Annotated in this window: 12 protein-coding genes; 7 read left to right on the top strand and 5 right to left on the bottom strand. The window is 65.3% G+C overall.

Going from position 1 to position 15,200, the window contains the following annotated elements; all coding sequences use genetic code 11:
* The coding region (locus tag NKI70_RS07110; protein WP_352697059.1) for a helix-turn-helix domain-containing protein at positions 1 to 343 on the bottom strand (343 nt) is incomplete at its 3' end.
* Between the two features lie 125 nt (positions 344 to 468).
* Positions 469 to 1,512, bottom strand: a complete 1,044-nt coding sequence (gene holA, locus NKI70_RS07105) for a DNA polymerase III subunit delta (RefSeq protein WP_352697057.1) — start codon at positions 1,510 to 1,512, stop codon at positions 469 to 471.
* A 430-nt stretch (positions 1,513 to 1,942) separates the two neighbouring features.
* Between holA and NKI70_RS07100 the strand changes: the two genes are divergently transcribed.
* The 4 genes from NKI70_RS07100 to lpdA all read left to right on the top strand — a co-directional run bounded on the left by NKI70_RS07100 (position 1,943) and on the right by lpdA (position 7,255).
* A complete protein-coding gene (locus tag NKI70_RS07100) occupies positions 1,943 to 3,175 on the top strand; it encodes a 3-methyl-2-oxobutanoate dehydrogenase (2-methylpropanoyl-transferring) subunit alpha (RefSeq protein ID WP_023675934.1) in 1,233 nt (410 codons plus the stop codon).
* A gap of 2 nt (positions 3,176 to 3,177) precedes the next feature.
* Positions 3,178 to 4,191 carry an alpha-ketoacid dehydrogenase subunit beta gene (locus tag NKI70_RS07095; RefSeq protein ID WP_023675935.1) on the top strand — a complete coding sequence of 338 codons (1,014 nt, stop codon included), beginning with the start codon at positions 3,178 to 3,180 and terminating at the stop codon, positions 4,189 to 4,191.
* A 10-nt stretch (positions 4,192 to 4,201) separates the two neighbouring features.
* A complete protein-coding gene (locus tag NKI70_RS07090) occupies positions 4,202 to 5,614 on the top strand; it encodes a dihydrolipoamide acetyltransferase family protein (protein ID WP_023675936.1) in 1,413 nt (470 codons plus the stop codon).
* Positions 5,615 to 5,860: 246 nt separating this feature from the next.
* Positions 5,861 to 7,255, top strand: a complete 1,395-nt coding sequence (gene lpdA / locus NKI70_RS07085; protein ID WP_023675937.1) for a dihydrolipoyl dehydrogenase — start codon at positions 5,861 to 5,863, stop codon at positions 7,253 to 7,255.
* 168 nt (positions 7,256 to 7,423) lie between these two features.
* Here lpdA and NKI70_RS07080 read toward each other — a convergent pair whose 3' ends face one another.
* Positions 7,424 to 8,527: a saccharopine dehydrogenase family protein gene (locus NKI70_RS07080; protein WP_352724408.1), complete on the bottom strand. Its 1,104-nt coding sequence runs from the start codon at positions 8,525 to 8,527 to the stop codon at positions 7,424 to 7,426.
* 123 nt (positions 8,528 to 8,650) lie between these two features.
* Here NKI70_RS07080 and NKI70_RS07075 point away from each other — a divergent pair, with 123 nt between their 5' ends.
* From NKI70_RS07075 to NKI70_RS07065, 3 genes are all read left to right on the top strand, one after another.
* Positions 8,651 to 9,079 (top strand): Lrp/AsnC family transcriptional regulator, encoded by a 429-nt coding sequence (locus NKI70_RS07075; RefSeq protein ID WP_023675939.1) that lies wholly within the window; start codon positions 8,651 to 8,653, stop codon positions 9,077 to 9,079.
* 358 nt (positions 9,080 to 9,437) lie between these two features.
* On the top strand, positions 9,438 to 9,803 hold the full coding sequence (locus tag NKI70_RS07070) for a RidA family protein (protein ID WP_023675940.1): 366 nt from the start codon (positions 9,438 to 9,440) through the stop codon (positions 9,801 to 9,803).
* A 22-nt stretch (positions 9,804 to 9,825) separates the two neighbouring features.
* Complete coding sequence (locus tag NKI70_RS07065) at positions 9,826 to 11,055, top strand: amidohydrolase/deacetylase family metallohydrolase (protein ID WP_352724407.1); 1,230 nt, start codon at positions 9,826 to 9,828, stop codon at positions 11,053 to 11,055.
* 154 nt (positions 11,056 to 11,209) lie between these two features.
* Here the strand turns inward: NKI70_RS07065 and NKI70_RS07060 are convergent, their stop codons facing one another.
* The gene (locus NKI70_RS07060) at positions 11,210 to 12,991 is read right to left on the bottom strand and encodes an NAD(P)-binding domain-containing protein (RefSeq protein WP_352724406.1); all 1,782 of its coding nucleotides are present in this window, start codon (positions 12,989 to 12,991) and stop codon (positions 11,210 to 11,212) included.
* Between the two features lie 139 nt (positions 12,992 to 13,130).
* Positions 13,131 to 15,164: an aldo/keto reductase gene (locus NKI70_RS07055; protein WP_352724405.1), complete on the bottom strand. Its 2,034-nt coding sequence runs from the start codon at positions 15,162 to 15,164 to the stop codon at positions 13,131 to 13,133.
* Positions 15,165 to 15,200: the final 36 nt, after the last annotated feature.

The following is a 15,200-nucleotide window of genomic DNA, read 5'->3' as shown; positions in this document are numbered from 1 at the left end:
ACGTTCCCAACTCAATGCCGTTGCGACGCAGGATGCCGGTTACCGTCGAGGCCGCCGGCGTGCCGATACCCTCGCGGGCAAGCACGCGCGCGATCTTGCGTCCACCCCAAGCCGGATGCGCCATACGCACCGCAAGGGCCGCCGCTTCCACCTCCGGCGCGCTGCGCGCCGGGCTCGATCGTGGCCGCCGCGACTGTTCGACCAGCCCAGCCTCCCCCTCGATCCGATAGCGCGAAAGCAGCTTGTGGCCACAGGTCCGGCCGATACCGAAGCGCTGGCACAGCACGCTTACATTCGCGCCTTTCGCCGACGCCAGCCTCACAAACTCCAGCTTCTGCTTCATCACGCTTCTGTCCTCGAATGGCATCCCGAACCCCCTCGCGCAAAAGCGCAAAACTGTTCGCGATGTCCTCGCACATCTGTTCGCGATGTCCCCAGTCCAAACAAGGGGGAGAAGGGCGGGTGCTCCTATCTCTGCGCCAGCCTTGCGCTCTCCACGGCAATGCCGAGCAGGGCCTGGCGTGCCAGCGCGACCGACAGATCCGGCCGCCGGCGTGTCTGCAGGATCGCCGTCTGCAGGCGGTTGAGGGCGCGGCCGAGCGCTTCGCTGCTCCACCGTTCGAGGGCTTTCTCGACCAGCTTGCGCCGCGAAAAAAAAACCGGCGGGCGCGCCGCGGCTACGACCGAAGCGGCATTGCGGCCGCCGGCGTCCATCTGGCCGCGCATCGCCTGGATCGCCTGCAACTGCCGCATCGCCGATGAAAGTACCAGAAAGGGCTGGCCGCCGGACTGGCAATGGCGGGTGAAGGCGGTATCGAAGTCGGCGATCCTGCCTTCGAGCAGGGCGTCGACCGCCGCATCGAAGGAGAGGCCCGAGACATCGCCAGACGTCGCCTTGACGTCGTCGAGGCCGATTTCGGCCTGGCCATGCGCGTAAAGCACCAGCTTTTCGATCTCGCCGCGCGAGGCCAGCCGGTCGCCGCCGAGATTGCGGCGCAGCGCCTGCCGCGCCTCCAGTGTCATCGACATGCCGGCCTTGCGCAGTTCGTCGTCGATGACCGTATCGATATCCCTGGCCTCATCGGCATAGCAAGGCAATGCCATGGCATTGTCCGCCGCCTCCACCACGGCGCGCAGGCCGACACCCTTCTTCAAGTCGCCGGCCTCGATGAGAATGATCGCGTCCCGCGCGGGCTCCGACGTCAGCGCCTTGACGTCATCGGCAAGCGCCTTCTGAGCGCCGGCATTGCGCACCCATAGCAGGCGCCGCTCCGAAAACATCGGCACGGTGCGGGCCTCGTCGAGCAGGCGGCCCTCGTCGCGATCGACTTCCGATCCGTCCAGCCTGACGACCGAGAACGGATCGTCAAGCGGCAGGCCGGTCTTGCCGGCAAAGGCCTTTGCCCGCTCGGCAACCAGCCCGCGATCGGGACCGTAAAGCAGCACGATCGAGACGCGCGGATCCGGCTTCGCGAGCCATGCATCGACCTCGTATGCTTTCTTTTGTGCCATAGGCGCTGATTAGCATGACGCGGGCGCGGGGTGAACGGCGCCGCCCTCCTTTCCTTCTCCCCCTTGTGGGAGAAGGTGAATTGGCGCGTAGCTCCAAGACGGTTGAGGGGTGCCGGCCGGAGTGCTGTCGATGCCAAGCTGGAACACCCCTCATCCGACCGAGCTTCGCTCGGCCACCTTCTCCCACAAGGGGAGAAGGAGGTGCTCGCGCCGACCAACCCGACGCATTGCCTTATCTGGCGGGAAACCCGGCGCAATCATCTCCCAAATTGCGCGCCGATCCGGAAGATCGACAAGAAATTTCGCCGACATATCTCCATCCTGTCTGCCGCGGGCAGCAGCCAGCGGCAGCGAAGCCTCGCCCGACGAATTGGCACTGGTCTGGCGGTGTGCAAATATCCTAGCCGGGCAACAGTGGAGGACCGAGATCATGGCCGATGCCGGAATGCTGCGCTTCCATGTTCCGGAACCGGAAGTGCGGCCGGGCGGGACGCCGGATTTCTCCAATGTGAGCATTCCAAAAGCTGGCTCGGTGCCGCGCCCGAAGATCGACGTCGACCCGCGCGACATCCGCGATCTGGCGTTCTCGATCATTCGCGTGCTCAACCGCGCCGGCGAGGCTGTCGGGCCGTGGGCCGGCCTGCTTTCCGACGAGGAACTGCTGGAGGGGCTGCGCCATATGATGACGCTGCGCAGCTTCGATGCGCGCATGCAGATGGCGCAGCGCCAGGGCAAGACCTCTTTCTACATGCAGCATCTCGGCGAAGAGGCGGTGAGCTGCGCCTTCCGCAAGGCGCTGTCGCGGGGCGACATGAATTTTCCGACCTATCGGCAGGCAGGCCTGCTCATCGCCGACGGCTACCCGATGGTCACGATGATGAACCAGATCTATTCGAACGAGGCCGATCCGCTGAAAGGGCGGCAATTGCCGATCATGTATTCGTCGAAGGAGCACGGCTTCTTCTCGATCTCCGGCAATCTGGCGACGCAGTACATCCAGGCGGTCGGCTGGGCGATGGCCTCGGCGATCAGCAATGACCAGAAGATCGCCGCCGCCTGGATCGGCGACGGCTCGACTGCCGAGTCCGACTTCCATTCGGCGCTGGTGTTCGCCTCGACCTACAAGGCGCCGGTCGTGCTCAACGTCGTCAACAACCAGTGGGCGATCTCGACCTTCCAGGGCATCGCCCGCGGCGGTTCCGGCACGTTTGCCGCCCGTGGGCTCGGCTTCGGTATTCCGTCGCTGCGCGTCGACGGCAACGACTATCTCGCCGTCCATGCGGTGGCCAAATGGGCGGCGGAACGGGCGCGCAGCAATCTCGGGCCGACGCTGGTCGAATACGTCACTTACCGCGTCGGCGCCCATTCGAGCTCCGACGACCCGTCGGCCTACCGGCCGAAGGCCGAGTCCGATGCCTGGCCGCTCGGCGACCCGATCGTCAGGCTGAAGAACCATCTCATCCAGCGCGGCGTCTGGTCGGACGAACGCCACGCCCAGGCCGAGGCCGAAATCCTCGACACGGTGATTTCGGCGCAGCGGGAGGCCGAGCGCCATGGCACGCTGCATGCCGGCGGCAAGCCCTCGGCGCGCGACATGTTCGAGGGCGTCTATGCCGAGATGCCGCCGCATCTCAGGCGCCAGCGCCAACACGCAGGGGTCTGACCATGCCGCGGCGGACCATGATCGAGGCGATCCGCGACGCCATGGACGTGTCGATGGCGCGCGACGAGCGCGTCATCGTGTTCGGCGAGGATGTCGGCTTCTTCGGCGGCGTCTTCCGCTGCACCCAGGGCCTGCAGGCGAAATACGGCAAGAGCCGCTGCTTCGATGCGCCGATCAGCGAATCCGGCATTGTCGGCGCGGCTATCGGCATGGCCGCCTACGGGCTGAAGCCTTGCGTCGAGGTGCAGTTTGCCGACTATGTTTATCCGGCCTACGATCAGATCGTCTCGGAAGCGGCGCGGCTGCGCTACCGGTCGAACGGTGATTTCACCTGCCCGATCGTGGTCAGGATGCCGACCGGCGGCGGCATTTTTGGTGGCCAGACCCACAGCCAGAGCCCGGAGGCGCTGTTCACCCACGTCTCCGGCCTGAAAGTCGTGGTGCCCTCGAACCCGCATGACGCCAAGGGCCTTTTGATCGCGTCGATAGAGGATCCGGACCCGGTGATCTTCCTGGAACCGAAGCGGCTTTATAATGGCCCTTTCGACGGTCATCACGAGCGGCCGGTAACGCCATGGTCGAAACATGAGCTCGGCGAAGTCGCCGACGGCCATTACACGGTGCCGCTCGGCAAGGCGGTGATCCGACGGCCGGGTGCGGCAGTCACCGTGCTTGCCTATGGCACGATGGTCTATGTCGCCCAGGCGGCAGCCGAGGAGACCGGCATCGATGCCGAGATCATAGATCTGAGGACACTGCTGCCGCTCGATCTCGAGACGATCGTCGCCTCGGTCAACAAGACGGGGCGCTGCGTCATCGTGCACGAGGCGACGCTGACATCGGGGTTCGGCGCCGAACTTTCGGCGCTGGTTCAGGAGAGCTGCTTCTACCATCTGGAAGCGCCGGTGGCGCGGGTCACCGGCTGGGACACGCCCTATCCGCATGCGCAGGAGTGGGACTATTTTCCTGGTCCTGCCCGGCTAGGCCGCGCGCTCGTCGAAACGGTGGAAGCCTGAAGGGGGAACGATGGGCGAATATGTCATCAAGCTGCCCGATGTCGGCGAAGGCGTAGCCGAGGCCGAGCTCGTCGAATGGCAGGTCAAGGTCGGCGATCTCGTGCGCGAGGATGCCGTGCTGGCCGCTGTCATGACCGACAAGGCGACGGTCGAAATTCCTTCGCCCGTCGATGGCGAAATCGTCTGGTTGGGCGCCGAGATCGGCGACACGGTGGCGATCGGCTCGCCGATTGTCAGGTTGAAGGTGGCGGGCGAGGGCAATGTCAGGGATGCTGCGTCGCAGGCCACTGAGGCGGGCGCCAAGAATACCCCCACCGAGCGCAGTACCCCCACCCCTAACCCCTCCCCACAAGGGGGAGGGGGACGTGCCGCAACCTCCAAGGCCGAACCCGAGACCGCTCCACGATCATCTGAAAAAACACCAACGCATAAGGGACTAAGTGCGGCGGGTGGCGAATCCCCCTCTCCCTTGTGGGGAGGGGTTAGGGGTGGGGGTACTGCCGCCGGTGGGGGTACTGCGCGGACCTCCGGCGCGCCGCGTCCGGAGGGCGAAAAGCCACTGGCCTCACCGGCCGTCCGCTTGAGGGCGAAAGAGGCCGGCATCGACCTTCGGCAGGTCCCGGGAACCGGCCCGGCCGGCCGCATCCAGCATGAGGACATCGAGGCTTTCCTGGCGCGCGGACCTCTGCTCGCCAAGGTTTCCGGCCTTGCCCGCAACGAGGCGGTCGAGGACATCAAGATAGTCGGGCTCAGGCGAAAGATCGCCGAGAAGATGACGCTGGCCAAGTCGCGCATCCCGCATATCACCTATGTCGAGGAGATCGACGTCACCGCGCTCGAGGATTTGCGCGCCGCGCTCAACAAGGAGAAGCGGCCGGGCGGGAACAGGCCGAAGCTGACGCTGCTGCCGTTCTTGATGCGGGCGATGGTCAAGGCAATCGCCGACCAGCCCAATGTCAACGCACTGTTCGACGACGAAGCCGGCATCGTCCACCAGCATGGCGGCGTCCATATCGGCATCGCCGCGCAGACGGCTTCCGGGCTGATGGTGCCCGTGGTCAAGCACGCCGAGGCGCGCGACATCTGGGACTGTGCAGCCGAGGTTGTCAGGCTGGCCGAGGCAGCAAAATCCGGCACGGCGACGCGCGACGAACTCTCGGGATCGACCATCACCATCACTTCGCTGGGCGCCATGGGCGGCGTGGCGACGACGCCGGTGATCAATCATCCGGAAGTGGCGATCGTCGGCGTCAACAAGATGATGGTGCGGCCGGTATGGGACGGTACCCAGTTCATCCCGCGCAAGATGATGAACCTGTCCTCCAGCTTCGACCACCGCGTCATCGACGGCTGGGACGCGGCGGTGTTCATCCAGCGGATAAAGACGCTGCTGGAAACGCCGGCGCTGATTTTTGTGGATTGATGAGATGAACAGAGGATCGCAGGGGCGCGAGATGAGAGCAGTAGCGATCCTTCGCGCCCCCCTCTGCCCTACCGGGCATCTCCCCCTCAAGGGGGGAGATCGGCCGTCATCCCGCCTTTCGCCAATCTCCAGCTTTGCAGGACTAAGCCGAACGCGAAAGCTGCCAATCTCCCCCCTTGAGGGGGAGATGTCCGGCAGGACAGAGGGGGGTGCTGCCCCGCCGGCTCGTCGAACTAAGGTGCAATGATGAAGGAAATCTCCTGCAAGCTGCTGGTCATCGGCGCCGGTCCGGGCGGCTATGTCTGTGCCATCCGCGCCGGGCAGCTTGGCATCGACACAGTGATCGTCGAGGCAGGCAAACCGGGCGGCACTTGCCTCAATGTCGGCTGCATCCCGTCAAAGGCGCTGATCCATGCAGCCGAAGAGTTCGAAAAGCTCTCGCACATGGCCGGCGGCAAAAGTCCACTCGGCATAACGGTCGCGGCACCGTCGCTTGATCTCGCGGCGACCATTGCCTGGAAAGACGGCATCGTTAGCCGGCTGAACAACGGCGTCGCCGGCCTGCTGAAGAAAGCTGGCGTGAAGACGGTGCATGGCTGGGCGACATTTCGCGACGGCAAGACCGTTGCCGTCGAGACCGAGATCGGCATGCAGGTGATCCGAGCCGAAACTGTGGTGATAGCGACCGGCTCGGCGCCGGTAGATCTGCCATCGCTGCCGTTCGGCGGGCCGGTCATTTCGTCGACCGAGGCGCTGGCGCTGAGCGAAGTTCCGGAGAGGCTGGCGGTGGTCGGCGGCGGCTATATCGGGCTGGAACTCGGCATCGCCTTTGCCAAGCTGGGCGCCAAGGTGACCGTAGTCGAGGCGTTGCCGCGCGTGCTGGCGCAATATGATGCGGAACTGACCCGGCCGGTGGTGAAGCGGCTGGCCGAACTCGGCATCGAGGTGCTCGTGAACGCCAAGGCCAAGGGGCTGTCCACTAAGCGCGACGCGCTGCTGGTCGAGACGAATGGCGGCAAGAACGGCAAGATTGCCGGCGACATGGTGCTGGTCACGGTCGGTCGCAAGCCGGTGACCGAAGGCTGGGGGTTGGAGCAGATCGACCTCGACATGGCCGGATCCTTCATCCGCATCGACGACCAGTGCCGCAGCTCGATGCGTGGTATCTTTGCCATTGGCGACGTCACCGGCGAGCCGATGCTGGCGCACCGGGCCATGGCGCAAGGCGAAATGGTCGCCGAGATCGTCGCCGGCCACAAGCGCAGCTGGGACAGACGAGCGATCCCGGCTGTCTGTTTCACCGATCCGGAGCTGGTCACCGCAGGCCTGTCGCCGGAGGAGGCCAAGACCCGTGGCGAGATCAAGGTCGGACTGTTTCCCTTCATCGCCAATGGCCGGGCGATGACGAAGTTGGGCGAGGACGGATTCGTCCGGGTAGTGGCGCGGGCGGACAACCATCTGGTGCTTGGCATTCAAGCCGTCGGCCAGGGCGTGTCGGAGCTGTCCACTGCGTTTGGGCTGGCGCTGGAGATGGGTGCGACGCTGGAGGATATCGCCGGGACGATCCATGCCCATCCGACACAGGGCGAGGGTTTTCCGGAAGCGGCGCTGAAGGCGCTGGGGCGGGCGGTGCATGTCTGAGGGCTCGCGCTCTCCCCCCTTGAGGGGGAGATGGCCGGCAGGCCAGAGGGGGTCGGTTCGACTGGATGCGACCTCCCTTGCGACAGATGGAGGTTGGCGCTCTACGCGAGGCGACCCCCTCTGTCGCCTTCGGCGACATCTCCCCCTCGAGGGGGGAGATTACGCAGCTCACCCTGCAAGCCGGCTAACCATTTCGTGCTGCGCATAGGCGCGGCCGAAGCGGTTGGCTAGGAAGGCGTCGAGGGCGATGTCCTCCTGCTTGATGAAGCCCCTGGCCGGCAAGCTGCCGTCGGCCAGCATGTCGAGCACCGCGCAGATGGCGGAGGCGGTGGTGATCTGGATGGCGCTGCGCACCGTTTCGCCGACGCGCTTGGCGTAGATCTTGTTGGCGTAGGTCTCTTGCAGCAGGCGGCCGTTCTTGCGGCCGCTGACGGTGACGAAGACGATGACCACGTCCTGCAGCGTCGCCGGCAGGGCGCTTTCGAAAATGTCCTTCAGCACGTCGCGGCGGTGGCGCAGGCCGAGGTCGTTGAGCAGCGCCTTCATGATCGCGGCATGGCCGGGATAGCGGATGGTGCGGTAGTTCAGCGTCCGCACTCTGCCTTTCAGCGTTTCGGCCAGCGTGCCCAGCCCGCCCGAGGTGTTGAACGCCTCGTAGGTGACGCCGTCGAGCGAGAATTCTTCACGCTCCTCCAGCGGCGGCACTTCGACAAGCTCGCCTTCGACGATCGCCTCGCACGGCTCGCAATATTCGTTGATGACGCCGTCGGTGCTCCAGGTCAGATTGTAGTTCAGCGCATTCGACGGGTATTGCGGCAGCGCGCCGACCCGCATGCGCACGCTTTCCAGCGTGTCGAAGCGGCTGGCGAGATCGTTGGCAACGATCGAGATGAAGCCCGGCGCCAGCCCGCATTGCGGAATGAAGGCGCTGTTGCCGGAACGCGCCAGTTCCTTGACGCGCCTGGTGCTGACGACGTCCTCGGTCAGATCGAGATAATGCACGCCGGCACTGGCCCCCGCCTCGGCGATGCGCGTGGTCAGATGGAAGGGCGCGGCGCTGAGCACCGCGAACTTGCCGGCCAAGGCGGCTTCGAGCGTGCCGGCGGCTTCGATATCGAGTTCCAGCGTCTCGACCGTTTCAGACAGTTCGGCCGCGCCGAGCTGCGCCGCCGAGCGGTCGATGAGCGTGACATGGTAGTCGCCCGTGGAAGCCAGCATCTCGGCAATGGTCGAGCCGATCTTGCCGGCGCCGACGACGATGATTTCCTTCATGACCGGTCCCTCGCACCAATGCTAAATTCACGGTTAGAATCGCAGCTTGCCTGTCGAAAGGAAGCGTGAGATTGTACGAAACGCAGCCTCTCTTTGGGCAATGTGCCGGTAAGGTTCGTCGAAATGCTCAGCGATGCCGACCAGGCTCTGCTTTCCCTGCTGCGCACCAATGCGCGCGCCTCGACCGCCGAACTGGCGCGGCGGCTCGGCGTCTCACGAACAACGGTGCAAAGCCGGATCGAGCGGCTGGAACAGCGCGGCATCATCGCCGGCTACGGGGTCAGGCTGTTGCCGGATTACGAGCAGGGGCTGGTCAGGGCGCATGTCCTGCTCACCGTCACCCCCAAGCTTGCCGACAAGGTGGTGCGCAGCCTGCAGGCGCTGGCACCGGTTCGCACGCTGCACTCGGTCAGCGGCAATTTCGATATGATCGTCATCGTCGAGGCGCCGTCGATCAGGGATCTCGACACGCTTCTCGACCAGATCGGCGCCATGGACGGAGTCGAGCGCACGTCGTCGTCGATCATCCTGTCGACGCGGATCGACCGCTGAGCCGGCTGGTGTCGCGGGTCCAGACGCTGTCGGGACAGCGCCCCCCTCTCTGCCCTGCCGGGCATCTCCCCCTCCAGGGGGAGATTGGATGTCACCGCGGCTTTCGCCAATCTCCAAGGTGGCTGAATGGATGCTATCGGCGAAGCTGCCGATCTCCCCACTAGAGGGGGAGATGCCAAGTGATCGCAAAGAGGGCAGGACAGAGGGGGTCGCGAAGGATCACCAAGGGCGGTGATCGTTGTGGCGTTACCGCAGCAAAGCGATATAGGCTTTCAAAATGTGGATCGATGGCGTGCAGCCGCCCCCTATCTCTCGCAGCACCGCGCGTTCACCCAAAGAACCTAGACAGGAGGCCTCCTTGCCCAAGCAGTGTTTTGGAAAATCCCATGTGCCGTTGTCGCCGGCGGTCAGGGCCGGCGATTTCGTCTATGTCTCAGGCCAGGTGCCGGTCGGCACAGACGGGCTGGTGGTCAAGGGCGGCATCGCCGAACAGACCGAGCAGGTGCTGTCGAACGTCAAGGCGGCACTGGCGCTGGCCGGCTGTACCCTCGACGACGTAGTCAAGACGACGGTCTGGCTCGAAGACGCCCGCGATTTCGGCATTTTCAACACCGTCTATGCCAGGCATTTCCCGAAAGACCCGCCGGCGCGCACGACAGTGGAGTCGCGGCTGATGATCGACATCAAGATCGAGGTCGAGGCCGTTGCCTACAGGCCGGCCTGACGGGAAAGTGGAGACAGGCGCGATGCAATTCGATCTCCTGATAAAAGGCGGCCGCCTCATCGATCCGGCGTCCGGCCTCGACGCGCAGAGCGATCTGGCGATTGCCGACGGCCGTATCGCCGCGATCGACACCGAAATCCCCTTCGAACGTGCCGCCCGCGTCATCGATGCCACGGGCTCCATCGTCGCGCCGGGCCTGATCGACCTGCACAGCCATGTCTATTGGGGCGGCACGTCGCTCGGCGTCGATGCCGACCGGCTCGCCGCAAAGAGCGGCACCACCACCTTCATCGATGCCGGAAGTGCCGGCGCCGGCAATTTCCTCGGCTTTCGCCGCCACGTCATCGAGCGCTCGAAAGTCCGCATCCTGGCCTATGTCAACATTTCCTTTGCCGGCATATTCGGCTTCTCGCAGACCGTGGCGGTCGGCGAGTGTAGCGATCTCCGGCTCTGCGAACCGCGCGAGACGGTAGCGGCGGCTCGCGAGCACGCGGACGTGGTTGTCGGCGTCAAGGTCCGCTCGGGTCGCCATGCCGGCGGCACCAGCGGCATCGCGCCGGTCGATCTCGCGCTCGAAGCCGCCGACAAAGCCGGCCTGCCGCTGATGGCGCACATAGACGAGCCGCCGCCGGGCCGCTCGGAAGTGCTGCCGCGGCTGCGCAAGGGCGACATCCTCACCCACTGCTTCCGGCCGTTTCCCAACGCGCCGGTCTTCGCCTCGGGGGCGGTGCGGCCAGATATGCGGCTGGCGCGCGAGCGCGGCGTCATCTTCGACATCGGCCACGGCATGGGCTCGTTCGATTTCGAAGTGGCGAAAGCGATGCTCAGCGAGGGGCTGGCGCCGGACGTGATCAGCAGCGACGTGCATCTCTACTGCGTCGACGGGCCGGCCTTCGACATCCTGGTCTGCATGTCGAAGCTGCTGGCGCTCGGCATGCCGCTGGTCGAGGTGCTGCGCGCCGCCACGCAGCGCCCTGCCGAAGCGATCGCCAGGCCCGATCTCGGCAGGCTTGCGGTGGGTGCGGTCGGCGACATCGCGGTGTTGCGGCTGCGTCCGGGCCGCTTCACCTTTGTCGATTCGGTCGGCGCCTCGCTGGTCGCCGAGCAAAGGCTGGTCTCGGACGGAATCGTGGTCGGCGGCAGCTGGTGGCCGAACGAGGCGGTGGACGATCTCGGCGAGACCGAACGCTTCGAAGCGCATGCGCACGACACGCATGTCGAGGTGGCGAGCCGGCATTTCGGGCGTGGGTGATCTCCCCCCTTGAGGGGGAGATGTCGCCGAAGGCGACAGAGGGGGTCGGTTCGACCGGGCTCGTCTTCCTGCAACGGATGGAGGTTGGCGCTCGACGCGCGGCGCCCCCCTCTGGCCTGCCGGCCATCTCCCCCTCAAGGGGGGAGATCGGCCGTCACCGCCCCGGCGCTCCATAGACCGGCGTCGCAATGCCTTCCATGCGCGCCTTGATCTGCAGCGCGACGTACTTCGAATAGAAGCGCGACAGCGCCAGATTGCCGCCGTGGAACCACAGCGCTTCCTGTGCCGTCGGCTTCCACATGTTGCGCAATTCGCCTTGCCACGGACCCGGGTCGCCTTTCACGCCCGAGCCAATCCCCCAGCACGGGCCGACCTTGTCGGCGACTTCGCGCGAGACGATCGCCGCCACGGTTTCGTTCATCGAGAGATAGCCGGTGCAGGCGATGATTGCGTCGGCCGCCAGTTCGGTGCCGTCGTCGAAGAGGATGCCTGTCGGCGTCAGCGACTTGATCCCGACGCCGCTGCGGATGCCGATCTCGCCGTCGATGATCAGGTCGCAAGCGCCGACGTCGATGTAGAAGCCCGAGCCGGTGCGGTAGGCCTTCATCAAGAGCCCGGTCTCGTCGTCGCCGAAATCGATGGCGAAGCCGGCGCCGCGCAAGCGATCGTAGAAGGCCGCGTCGCGCGCCTTGATGATGTCGTAAAGCGCCCGCTGGCCTTGCGGCAGCAGCGCGAACGGCGTCGAGGCGACGATCATGTCCGCCTTTTCAGTGGTGATGCCGCGCGCCAGTGCCTTTTCCGAGAAGATCTCGAAGCCGATTTCCATCAGCGTGTCCGACTTGACCACCGTCGTCGGCGAGCGCTGGACCATGGTCACCTCAGCGCCGCTCTCCCAGAGATCGACGCTGACGTCATGGCCGGAACTTGCCGCGCCGATGACGGCGACCTTCTTGCCGCGGAATTTTTCGCCGCTGGAATACTGGCTGGAATGCAGGATTTCGCCGTCGAAGACCTCGGCGCCCGGCAGGTCGATGCGCCTGGGCGGGCCATAAGCACCGGTTGCAAAGACGATGTGCCTGGGCTTCAGCGTGATGCGCTCGCCGGCGCGATCGAGCTCGACCGTCCAGATTTTTTCGGCGTCGTCATAGGACGCGCTGACGCATGTCGTGGAGGTCCAGTAATTGAGCTCCATGACGCGCGTATACATCTCCAGCCAGTCACCCATCTTGTCCTTGGGCGTGAACACAGGCCAGTTCTCGGGAAACGGGATGTAGGGCAGATGGTCGTACCAGACCGGGTCGTGCAGCACGAGCGAGCGGTAGCGATTGCGCCAGGAATCGCCGGCCTGGGTGTTCTTCTCGATGACGATGGCCGGCACGCCCAATTGCCTGAGCCGCGCCCCCAGCATGATGCCGCCCTGGCCGCCGCCGATAACCAGGCAGTAGGGCTGTTGGCTAACGCCGAGGTCACGCGCCTCGCGGCGCCTCGCCTCCAGCCAGGTCTCGCGTTCCGGATCCGCCTTGTGGCGGACGCCCAGCGGCCGCGCCGGGCCCTTGCGCTCCTCCAACCCCTTGAGATCGCTCATCGCCGTAAACAGCGTCCGGCATTTGCCCTCCCTGAGGCGCATGACGCCTTGCCCCCACGCCGATGACGTCTCGAAGGCGAACCAGGCTTCGATCGTGCCCTCGTCCGAAGTCGCTTCGCCGCTGAGCTGCCACCGGGCAGGTTTTGTCGTTGCCAGCGTCGCCGCCAGCATGTCGCGGATCGCGGCGCGGCCCTCCATCGTCTTGATGTTCCAGGTGAAGGTCAGCAGATCGCGCCAGTAGCAGTCCTCGACGAACAAATTGGTTGCGGCCTCGACGTCGCCGGCCTCGAGTGCTCGCGCAAAAGAACCAAGCCAGGTGGCCGCCTGTTTCGTCGGTGCGATGTCGAGCATCTGTCTTCCCTAACTTCCAGTGACCTTTGCGCTGCCCTCATTCTTACCCTTTCCCGGTTCTTTGCGGGAGGGGGTAAGGGCCGTGCAGACAGTCCGGAAGCTAAGGGGCCAACGTAGGCCGAAGCGATCGCCGCTGCCGTCAGGCCCGCGCGCGGGCCTGATCCGAACCGCTATCCAGCCATGCAAGATCGTCCGGCGAAAGTGAAATGTCGAGCGCCTGGAGGCTGTCTTCCAATTCGTCGAGCGTGCGCGGCCCGATCAGCGGGACGGACGGAAACGGCTGCGCCAGGACATAGGCGAGCGCGACGTGGATCGGGCTCTTGCCCAGCCGTCTGGCGAGCTCGATGGCGCGGTCGCGACGGCCGAAATTCCTCTCCGAATACCAGACCCGGACCAGCTCCTCATTGTCGCGCCGGTCGCGGCCGGCGCGGTCGGTGAAGAAGCCGCGGCCCTGGCTCGACCAGGCGAAATTCGGCATCTGCCGGGCGGCGAGCCAGGCCTTCCATTCGTCGCTGGAGGAGGTGACGCAGCCTGCCCAGATCGGCTCCAGCATTTCGGCCAGCGAGAAATTGTTGGAAAGCGCGCCGGGCTTCTGCTTGCCGGTGCGCTCGGCATAGGCAATCGCCTTGTCCATGCGTTCCATCGTCCAGTTCGAGCCGCCGAACGGACCGCGAATGCGGCCGGCCTTGACCTCGCGGTCCATCGCATCGACGAATTCGTCGACCGGCACGTCCGGATTGTCGCGGTGCATGAAATAGACGTCGATATGGTCGGTCTGCAGCCGTTCGAGCGACTGGGTGAGCTGCTTGCCGATGACGTCGGGATAGCAGAGCGGCGAGTGCGCGCCCTTGCCGATGACCACCGACTGCTCGCGCACGCCGCGGTTCTTCAGCCACTGGCCGAGCAGCGTCTCGGTATAGCCGGAACCGTAGACGAAGGCGGTGTCGAACAGATTGCCGCCGGCCTCGAAATAGGCATCGAGCAGGATGGCGCCCGACGAAAAGGTGCGGAAATCCTCGAAGCCGAGCGCCAGGCACGAGGCCGGCCGCGGCAGGCCCGGAATGCTGCGCTTGGGGATGGCGGTTCCGCCGGAGCGCAGCTTCCGTCCGGAGATCGTGTTGACCCGCTTTGCCGGTTTCTCGATGTCGTATTCGAGCCCGATTGCGGCCCGCCATTTGTCGAGCACGCGCAGATTGCCGAGACTGTCGGCCCAGCCCATGCCGGGCCAGACGAACTCCTGCCTTCCGCCGAGAATGGCCTCGCCGGCGGCGTCGACCTCAAATGCGTACAGCCAGCCGTCCTCCGTGACCTCGACCACCTCGGTGTCACCCGGACGGATGATGCGGATTTCGCCGGTGCCGCCTTGCTGGCCGCCGGCATACCAGAAATCCGCCACCTCGATGCGGCCTTTGCTGCCGAGAATACGCAAGACATTGTCCTGAGCGAGCGAGATGCTGCAGGACACTTCCGCGACGATGCCGCCCGGAAAATGCAACAGCGCCGACGCCCATTCGTCGACGCCGGATTGGCCGAGATGCGCAGCGCCGACGACTTTGTCCGGCTCGGCGAAGGGCTTTCCCGCCGCGGCGCCGGCAATCAGCCGCGCCATCGAGACGGGATAACCGCCGACATCGAGAATGCCGCCGCCGGCGAGATCCTTGGCGTAGAGACGGTGCTCCGGCATGAAGCCCGGCATGGCGAAGCCGAAGCTGGATTTGATCATCTTGATGTCGCCGATCGCGTCGGCCCTGATCAGCTCGACCAGCTTGGCCGTCTGCGGATGCAGCCGGTACATGAAGGCTTCGCCGAGAAAGGTGCCGGCCTTGCGCGCGGCATGGATCATGGCGTCGGCTTCGAATGCGGTCAGGCCAAGCGGCTTTTCGCAAAGCACGTGCTTTCCGGCCTCGGCCGCCTTGATCGCCCATTCGGCATGGCTCGGATGCGGCGTCGAAATATAGATCGCGTCGACATCCGGATCGCCAACCAAAGCCTCGTAGCCGTCCAGGATGCGAGCGCCGGGGAAAGCCTCGGTGAGCCCCGCCTTGCCGGGATTGCGCGCCCCTAAGGCGACCAATGTGCCGGTGCGCGAATGGGCGACGCCCCCGGCAAAAGCCTTGGCGATGTTGCCGGGCCCGAGAATGCCCCAGCGAACTTTTTCTGGTTTGGACGTCATGTCAAATCTCCGTGGGTGGCCGCGAGCAATCGCGAT

Source organism: Mesorhizobium sp. M0500 (assembly GCF_040321165.1).
Lineage (GTDB): Bacteria > Pseudomonadota > Alphaproteobacteria > Rhizobiales > Rhizobiaceae > Mesorhizobium.
The sequence above is the reverse complement of the archived record's forward strand: the minus strand, read 5'-3'. Positions and strand labels throughout refer to the sequence as shown.

Bases quoted from the DNA above. Each gene is read 5' to 3' on its own strand.
- holA (WP_352697057.1), bottom strand. From the start codon at position 1,512: ATGGCACAAAAGAAAGCATACGAGGTCGATGCATGGCTCGCGAAGCCG.
- NKI70_RS07090 (WP_023675936.1), top strand. From the start codon at position 4,202: ATGGGCGAATATGTCATCAAGCTGCCCGATGTCGGCGAAGGCGTAGCC.
- NKI70_RS07095 (WP_023675935.1), top strand. From the start codon at position 3,178: ATGCCGCGGCGGACCATGATCGAGGCGATCCGCGACGCCATGGACGTG.
- NKI70_RS07055 (WP_352724405.1), bottom strand. From the start codon at position 15,164: ATGACGTCCAAACCAGAAAAAGTTCGCTGGGGCATTCTCGGGCCCGGC.
- NKI70_RS07080 (WP_352724408.1), bottom strand. From the start codon at position 8,527: ATGAAGGAAATCATCGTCGTCGGCGCCGGCAAGATCGGCTCGACCATT.
- NKI70_RS07060 (WP_352724406.1), bottom strand. From the start codon at position 12,991: ATGCTCGACATCGCACCGACGAAACAGGCGGCCACCTGGCTTGGTTCT.
- NKI70_RS07100 (WP_023675934.1), top strand. From the start codon at position 1,943: ATGGCCGATGCCGGAATGCTGCGCTTCCATGTTCCGGAACCGGAAGTG.
- lpdA (WP_023675937.1), top strand. From the start codon at position 5,861: ATGAAGGAAATCTCCTGCAAGCTGCTGGTCATCGGCGCCGGTCCGGGC.
- NKI70_RS07075 (WP_023675939.1), top strand. From the start codon at position 8,651: ATGCTCAGCGATGCCGACCAGGCTCTGCTTTCCCTGCTGCGCACCAAT.
- NKI70_RS07065 (WP_352724407.1), top strand. From the start codon at position 9,826: ATGCAATTCGATCTCCTGATAAAAGGCGGCCGCCTCATCGATCCGGCG.